The sequence below is a fragment of the Moorena sp. SIO3I8 genome (genome assembly GCF_010692325.1).
Classification (GTDB): Bacteria; Cyanobacteriota; Cyanobacteriia; order Cyanobacteriales; family Coleofasciculaceae; genus Moorena.
On record NZ_JAAHHW010000200.1, the window covers coordinates 1 to 6998 of the forward strand.

Annotated in this window: 7 protein-coding genes and 1 pseudogene; 3 read left to right on the forward strand and 5 right to left on the reverse strand. The window is 44.6% G+C overall.

Going from position 1 to position 6998, the window contains the following annotated elements; all coding sequences use genetic code 11:
* Positions 1–47 precede the first annotated feature (47 nt).
* The 3 genes and pseudogenes from F6K51_RS34555 to F6K51_RS34565 all read left to right on the forward strand — a co-directional run.
* Positions 48–1352: a cysteate synthase gene (locus tag F6K51_RS34555; RefSeq protein WP_293029879.1), complete on the forward strand. Its 1305-nt coding sequence runs from the start codon at positions 48–50 to the stop codon at positions 1350–1352.
* Between the two features lie 29 nt (positions 1353–1381).
* Positions 1382–2884 (forward strand): TauD/TfdA family dioxygenase, encoded by a 1503-nt coding sequence (locus F6K51_RS34560; RefSeq protein WP_293029881.1) that lies wholly within the window; start codon positions 1382–1384, stop codon positions 2882–2884.
* A gap of 21 nt (positions 2885–2905) precedes the next feature.
* Positions 2906–3703: pseudogene (locus F6K51_RS34565) on the forward strand (class I SAM-dependent methyltransferase); the annotation flags it as partial.
* Between the two features lie 223 nt (positions 3704–3926).
* On the opposite strand, the gene F6K51_RS34570 reads toward F6K51_RS34565, so the two are convergent.
* The 5 genes from F6K51_RS34570 to F6K51_RS34590 form a co-directional block, all read right to left on the reverse strand.
* Positions 3927–4589 carry a class I SAM-dependent methyltransferase gene (locus F6K51_RS34570; protein ID WP_293029885.1) on the reverse strand — a complete coding sequence of 221 codons (663 nt, stop codon included), beginning with the start codon at positions 4587–4589 and terminating at the stop codon, positions 3927–3929.
* Positions 4590–4597: 8 nt separating this feature from the next.
* Positions 4598–5833 carry an aspartate aminotransferase family protein gene (locus F6K51_RS34575; RefSeq protein ID WP_293029898.1) on the reverse strand — a complete coding sequence of 412 codons (1236 nt, stop codon included), beginning with the start codon at positions 5831–5833 and terminating at the stop codon, positions 4598–4600.
* A 6-nt stretch (positions 5834–5839) separates the two neighbouring features.
* Complete coding sequence (locus tag F6K51_RS34580; protein ID WP_293029888.1) at positions 5840–6022, reverse strand: hypothetical protein; 183 nt, start codon at positions 6020–6022, stop codon at positions 5840–5842.
* Between the two features lie 201 nt (positions 6023–6223).
* On the reverse strand, positions 6224–6373 hold the full coding sequence (locus F6K51_RS34585; protein ID WP_293029892.1) for a hypothetical protein: 150 nt from the start codon (positions 6371–6373) through the stop codon (positions 6224–6226).
* A gap of 13 nt (positions 6374–6386) precedes the next feature.
* The gene (locus F6K51_RS34590) at positions 6387–6755 is read right to left on the reverse strand and encodes a hypothetical protein (protein WP_293029895.1); all 369 of its coding nucleotides are present in this window, start codon (positions 6753–6755) and stop codon (positions 6387–6389) included.
* Positions 6756–6998 lie beyond the last annotated feature (243 nt).

Sequence of the window (6998 nt, forward strand, 5' to 3'; positions counted from 1 at the left end):
ATTTGTAGCCAATTTGAGAAGGTAACACCTTCCATCACTGGGAAAGAATGAGTCTTCCGTTGGGTAGCGCGCTGCTACACCGATTCCTGCACCGATCGCGCTATGTGAACTTTTGTCAGTCAACCAGCCCTTTCCGCCTTTGCTGTGACGAGAAACATGAGCCATCCCTTCTGCGTGCTGTCTATGCTAACGAAAAGCTAGAAGTCAAAGAGAATCTCCCAGGTTTATTCCGATATATCGATTGGCTACCGGTTGATCGATACTTAGAGGCAGATGGTAAACCGATTACGTATCAAAGCCAGAATCTGGCTCACCATCTCGGATTAGATCATCTTTTCATTTGTTTCAATGGCTACTGGCCAGAGCGAGATGCTGATCTTTCGACTTGTTCGTTTAAAGAATTAGAAGCTTTCCCCATCCTAGCTAGAATACCAGAGGATAACCCCAAAACCCTTGTGGTTGCTTCAGCTGGAAATACGGGTCGAGCCTTTGCTACGGTTTGCTCTAAGCTGAAAATCCCCTTTTGCTTGGTGATTCCAGAGCAAAATTTATCTGCCATCTGGTCAAAGGAGCCGTTTGATTCTTGTGTTCGTATGATCGCTGTTGGTGGGAATGGTGACTACTCCGATGCGATTCGTATCGGACAAATCATCAGTGAATTAGAGGGTTTCTTTCCGGAAGGAGGAGCTAAAAATGTAGCCAGACGGGATGGAATGGGGCTAACGGTTGTGGATGCTACAGTAACCATTGGGGAAATTCCTGATCACTATTTCCAAGCCGTGGGTTCCGGTACTGGTGGGATTTCAGCTTACGAAGCCAATCTCAGATTTTTAGCAGATGGCAGATTTGGCAACAAAAAAATGAAGCTTCACCTCTGTCAAAACATTCCTTTTACACCCATGACCGATGCCTGGAAAGCGGGTAGTCGAGAAATTACTGCTTTGAGCGAAATAGAAGCAAAAAAATGCATTAGTCAGGTTTCTGCTAAGGTACTTACCAACCGAAACCCAGCTTACTCTCTTGCGGGAGGGGTTTATGAAGCATTGGCTGATACTGATGGAGAAATGTATGGTGTGACTAATGACGAATCAGACAAAGCAAGGGCTTTATTTGAGAAATTGGAAGGAATAGATGTTAGTCCTGCTGCCGGTGTGGCAACTGGTGCTTTAATTCAAGCGGTTGAGGCGGTAAAAATAGGTAAAAAGGAAACCATTGTGCTCAATATTACCAGTGGAGGTTACAAACGGATGCGCCAAGATTATCCTTTACATTACCTCAAACCTGACTTAGTTTTTAAACCTGAAGAGATTGAGCCTGATTTTTTGGAAAAGAGCATCACCAGTGTATCATAACGGTTGACCAGTTAAACAGTCTAATATCCATGAAAACCTTATCCACTCTTGCAGTCCATCAACTCAAACCCTTTGGGGTCAAGCTGACGAAGGTTGATGTTAATTCCCCAGAACAATGCGATCGCATTCGAGAGCTGCTCTACGAAAATGGGGTAGTCATTATTCCTGCTGACGGAGCCAGTGTCGGCGCTCAACCAATCCAAGCTGATGCAAGTCTGTTAAAGTTAGCGGGACTTTTTGGCCAAGTTGAAAACTACCACCCAGTAAACGCACCCAAAGACAGCACTGGCAAGGTGCAAATTATGGAAACCATGGGTGACACGGGGATTCCAGCGGATTCCTTCCTATTCCACTCAGATATGAGCTGGCGAGTTAACCCATCCCGGGCCAGCGTATTATGTGGGTTTATCCTGCCTCCTAGCGGTGGTAATACCTGCTTCCAAAATGCTAACCAAATGTACCGCAATCTGTCACCAGAACTAAGGGAGCAGTTGCATGGTATCAGCGCTCTCCACTCTCTCCAGAAGGGTTATGCCCGGGTCAACCCACCGGATGATGTGACTAATGACGTGCAGGCTATTCATCCGGCAGTGATTAAGCATCCCGACACAGGTGTTCCACTGCTCTATCTGAACTCAAATTTCACGGTGTCCTTGGTAGGAATGTCGGAACAGGAGAGTACGGAACTTTTGAACCGCGTCTTTGACGAAGCCAACCGTCCAGACCAGGTTCTTTGCCATTCCTGGACTAAGGGGGATGTGGTGATCTCGGACAACTTGGGAGTGCAGCACCTGGCTAGGGCAGACAACCAAGGGCTACACCGAATGCATCGGGTGGTGGCTCACGACCCTTATCTGCGGACAGAGCGTTATGTAGGGGAAACAGGGGATGTCAAAGAAGCCATCAGTAATATCGAGCACTACCTCAAGCAAGATGACAATCAGGCTGGTTATCAGGAATGGGCATTCCGCTATGAACAGGATGTAAATCGAGCTGGCTACAAAATCCCAGCCATTGCCACGGATATTTTGGCGCAATATCTCGGTCAACTGGTGCAAACCGATAAACCACTAATCTTGGATGTGGCGGCTGGTACAGGGAAGAATGCCTTGCTGTTGATGCGTAATCATGGCCTCACCAACCTAGAGGCAATGGACGTTTCCACCGAGATGTTGTTCGAGGCGCGTCGCCGGGAACTCTACCATAAGTATCATGTAGAAGATGCTAATCAACCCTTGCCCATACCCGACCGTCAGTACGATGCTGTGCTGTGTGTGGGAGGGCTTTCAGGAAGCCAGATTCGAGCACAACCAGCCTTGGAAGAGTTCATCCGGGTCACAAAGGATGGCGGACTCGTAGTCTTGTCAATGCGGGAAGCCGAGAGTGAATACACTGCCGAGGTTAGCCGACTAGTGACCACAGGGGTGGCTGAGGTGGTACATAAGCACTCATTTGTGGGGATTGAAAGCAACCAGGAAGTACAGCACCAGATCTTTGTCCTGGGAGCACTTAGCGATGATAATTCCGACTAGTCAGCGGCCCAATACAACCAAGCACGCAGCCCCTTTGGGGTAAAAGAGATCTTGGGATTTGTCCGCCCAGGAGATGTGGTGTTAGACGCTGGCTGCGGCACAGGGCAGCACGCACGATACCTTGCTGAGGTGGCCAGTAAAGTTGTGGGAATTGACACAGATTCCGCGAGGATTGCGATCGCCCAAGAAAATTGTCAAGACTTGGACAATGCCAGCTTTGAAGTGGGTTCTGTCACCAAGCTTCCTTTTGAGGACGGTTGCTTTGACCTAGTGCTGTTGGCCCAAGTGCTACACCACCTTGGAGGGGAAGATGTGCATTCAGGCGAAACTTCAACGTCTTTAAGGGAGCAATGTGAGCGGGCGATCGCGGAAGCAAAACGAGTGCTGAAAGCTGGTGGACGACTTGTACTTGTGACTACTAGCCGAGAGCAGCGTCGTAAAGCTTACTGGCATTTTAACCTATTTCCAGAATCAGCCTGGGAGCGTCTGGATTCGGTCTGGTCCCTGACCGAGGGTGTTTGGTTCACATCGCTGATGGAAAAAATGGGGTTCACCATGACTGGTAATGTAAGCCCAGCGGAATCCCACTGGATTGAAGCCCAGGATGAAAAGATGGTGAGGCTAAGCCTTGACCCTGGTTGGCGGTCAACAGATGTGGCATTTGCATTGCTGACACCTGATGAAATGAGTCAGTTTGTGGCTAAGGTCGAGGCGGTGCTAGGGGATGGCTCTGCAAAGGAGCTAATCAATGGGGCGCTTGCAGGGCGTGCTTCCCATGGGGAGGCTACCGTTTATGCCTATGATCTTAAATCTGAATAAAGCCCTGTTGTGATTGTTGATATTTTCCTCAAGGTGGAGAAAATCGGGAGTATGTCACCTTTGTAATTATGTACATAGATCCCCCCTAACCCCCCTTAACGAAGGGGGGAATTAGATTCAGGAATTAGATTGAAAAGTCCCCCTTATTAAGGGGGATTTAGGGGGATCTGAATCAGGAATTAACAAAACTGACATGCTCCCGGTAAAATCTCATTCAGTCAAGTTATTTCTTCGTTCCTTCAATCATCACACCAACCCAGCCCAAATCATGAGTTTCCATAGAAAATCCTATAGATTCAAGCAACTCCTGGAAATAGCTGAAAGGATAAGCATTAGGACAATGGGAACCCCCTTCTAAAATCACTTGATTGCCATTGATACTTTCTACTTTTAAACCCGTTTTAGCATAAAAGCGTAAGCGATCATCCATGACTTCTGGACCACATTTGAAAGTCGAAATAAATATCTTTTCCTCTACTAGTTTTTCGAGATTATCGAAAATAATTTCATGAACTTCTTGAGGAATATTGCCAATCGTATTCCATCCCAATAAAGCATAAGTAAAAGTTTCTTGAACCAGAGTGGGTAAATGTTCTGCTCTTCCGAGAATGACGTTTACATTATCAAAAGTGGCAGTTGATTCTTTAGCTAGGTTTACCAATTGTTCAGCAAAATCAATTCCTGTGATCTTACCGACAAGGGGAGCAAGATGACGAAGATAACGTCCCTCACCACATCCTACCTCCAGAACACTATCCACCCCTTCAAAGGTTCTCTTGATAAATTCTTCTTCTAACTTCTGATACTCCCTGACTCCTTCCGTCTCATTTTGAGGATCGAGCAAAGTCAATCCGATCCCTTCGTAAAAGTCTTTGCTATCTTTCATTATTTCTTCTATCCTTTAACAGCTTCACATAGTTTCCCATAATCAAGTAAATTATGGAAAAACGTTTCTAGATCGGCTTTTTGCAATTCAGGGTTAGCCAGGATTAACCGAATCATAACCAGACCTTGATAATGAGCATAGTTGACAAAAGCTGTTCCAGTATGAAATAATTGGTTGCGTATGTCTAGATTCAGCTGGTCTAACCCAGTAGCGTCAAGCGGTTCATCTTTGGGGATATAACGGAAACAAATATTCAAAAATTGTGGTTCAGCGATTAATTCTAAATTATCGCAACTGCGGATATACTCGGTGGCGTAATTAGCTAGGTCAAATAAATGATTGACCAGCTGCTCATAACCTTTTTTACCATAGTATTTCCAACACAGCCATAATTTTAGGGCATCTACTCTCCGACCACATTGTAACGACTTAGTCCCTAAATTATAGAAATTATTTTCATCATCATGGAATAGATAATCGGTACCTCCCCCAGAACAAGCCTCTGACAATATTCCTTTTTCTTTGACTAAAATAGCCGAACAAATTAAAGGAACTCCCATTAACTTATGAGCATCCCAAGTAAAGGAATCAAATAACTCACTTCCTGCTAACAAATGCTGGTGTTTTTCACTAAATAAAACCGGCCCACCCCAAGCCGCATCCACATGCAGCCACAAGCCATATTTCCTAGTAATTTCGGCAAGGGTTGGTAACGGATCGAAGGCTCCTAAAACAGTTGTACCGGCAGTTGCACCCACAAAGAACGGTGTTTTTTCTTCTGATAAGCTCTGTTGAATCGCAGCTTCTAGTGCTTCGGGAATCATTTTGCCATCAACATCAGACTTAACCTTGACTAAATTTTTGATACCAATCCCTAACAAATTGGCAGCTTTTAAATAGGAATAATGAGCTTGATCGGAAACAAAGGCGACTAACTGATGATTACCCAATCCCTGCAATTTAGCTTCTGGTAAAACTTGATGTCGTCCACAAAGCATTCCGATCAGATTAGCATTACTTCCTCCAGTTACCATCAACCCTTCACCTGGATTAAACCCCACTAAACTGTTCAATTGTTTAATCAATTCTATTTCCATCAGGGTGGCTACTGGGGCGACATCATAGGTGTGCATGGTAGTATTGGTGGCACTGGTCACCATGTCGGCTATGATTCCCGGAATACTAGACCCACTATAAAGTAGATTAAAAAATTGAGTGCTACCGGTTCTAACGCTATAGTTCAGGTAAGATTATACTATAGGAATCAAGGCTTCTAACGCTACTCCTTCATCGGGTAAGGTTAAATCGAGTTTTTCCTTAAGATCATTAGCGGTTTGATAATTAACAACTTTGGGATCGGGTTCCAAATTAGCGTCTAAATAGTTTATAATTATAGCAAGGGCTTTAGTCAGGGTTGTTTCTGTATCTTTCATAGGGAGTGGGGAGTGGGGAGTAGGGAGTAGGGATTAGGGAGTAGGGATTAGGGAAAATTTACTAGATATTATTACTAGTAAAAACGCTATAATTGGAGATATTATCGACGGCTATACTAGAATTTATTGTAATGCCAAAACCTGCAATGATATCAATCATAACAGGTTTTTGTTATTAAAGCAACCAGAGTAAAATTTTAATTATTCTATCGGTATAGTTAACGGCACAATACCGATTTGTAGGCGTTGCTGAATCTTCGCGCTGAATAGAAGTAGAGTGGGCATCCTGCCCGCCCGAAAATAAGCATGAAACTGGCAAGATGCCAGTTCCACGCAAGATGCCCATTCCACAAAACTCTTAAAATCATTCTATTATTAAGCAACGCCTAAAATTCTCCTGCTCTCCGGCTTTGTAGATATAGCAGAGCAATCGCCCATAATTGCCCCGATGTTTATCCAGGCAAACCTCCACCGGATCGTTGGTGTCGAATTCAAGATCCACCCATACATCCTGATTGGGTATCCCTTCCTCGTTTGTCCCGAAATACTCCTTCGCCCATTGTGAGGCCAGGATGCCAGCGTTGGTTATAGGTTTACTGCCAGCGCGCTGACTTTCCTCTGTGTCAAGACAAACAAACCGAATTGATTCTTGCTCATTATCCAAGAGTATCTTGATGGTGTCACCGTCAACAACTTTGATCAGTTTGAGATTTTTGATAACTGTACCTTTCATTAGCTCTCCTCTTTGTTGGTCAACCATGAAATGAGGGATTAGAATTGCTTGTTGTTTGAGGTGCAGTGCCAGAAGATATAATGGGTGTGATATAAGTGTTTTTCTGACCTTTCCTACAGGGCTATTTCATTCTAAAAAGTTGCTTAAGCGTGTCTAGACCAAAAGAACAAAGTCGTTGAGCTTGTGCCATATTTTTAAACATTTGGTCACGGTATAAATTGAGTGTAAAATTACGAGCTATGG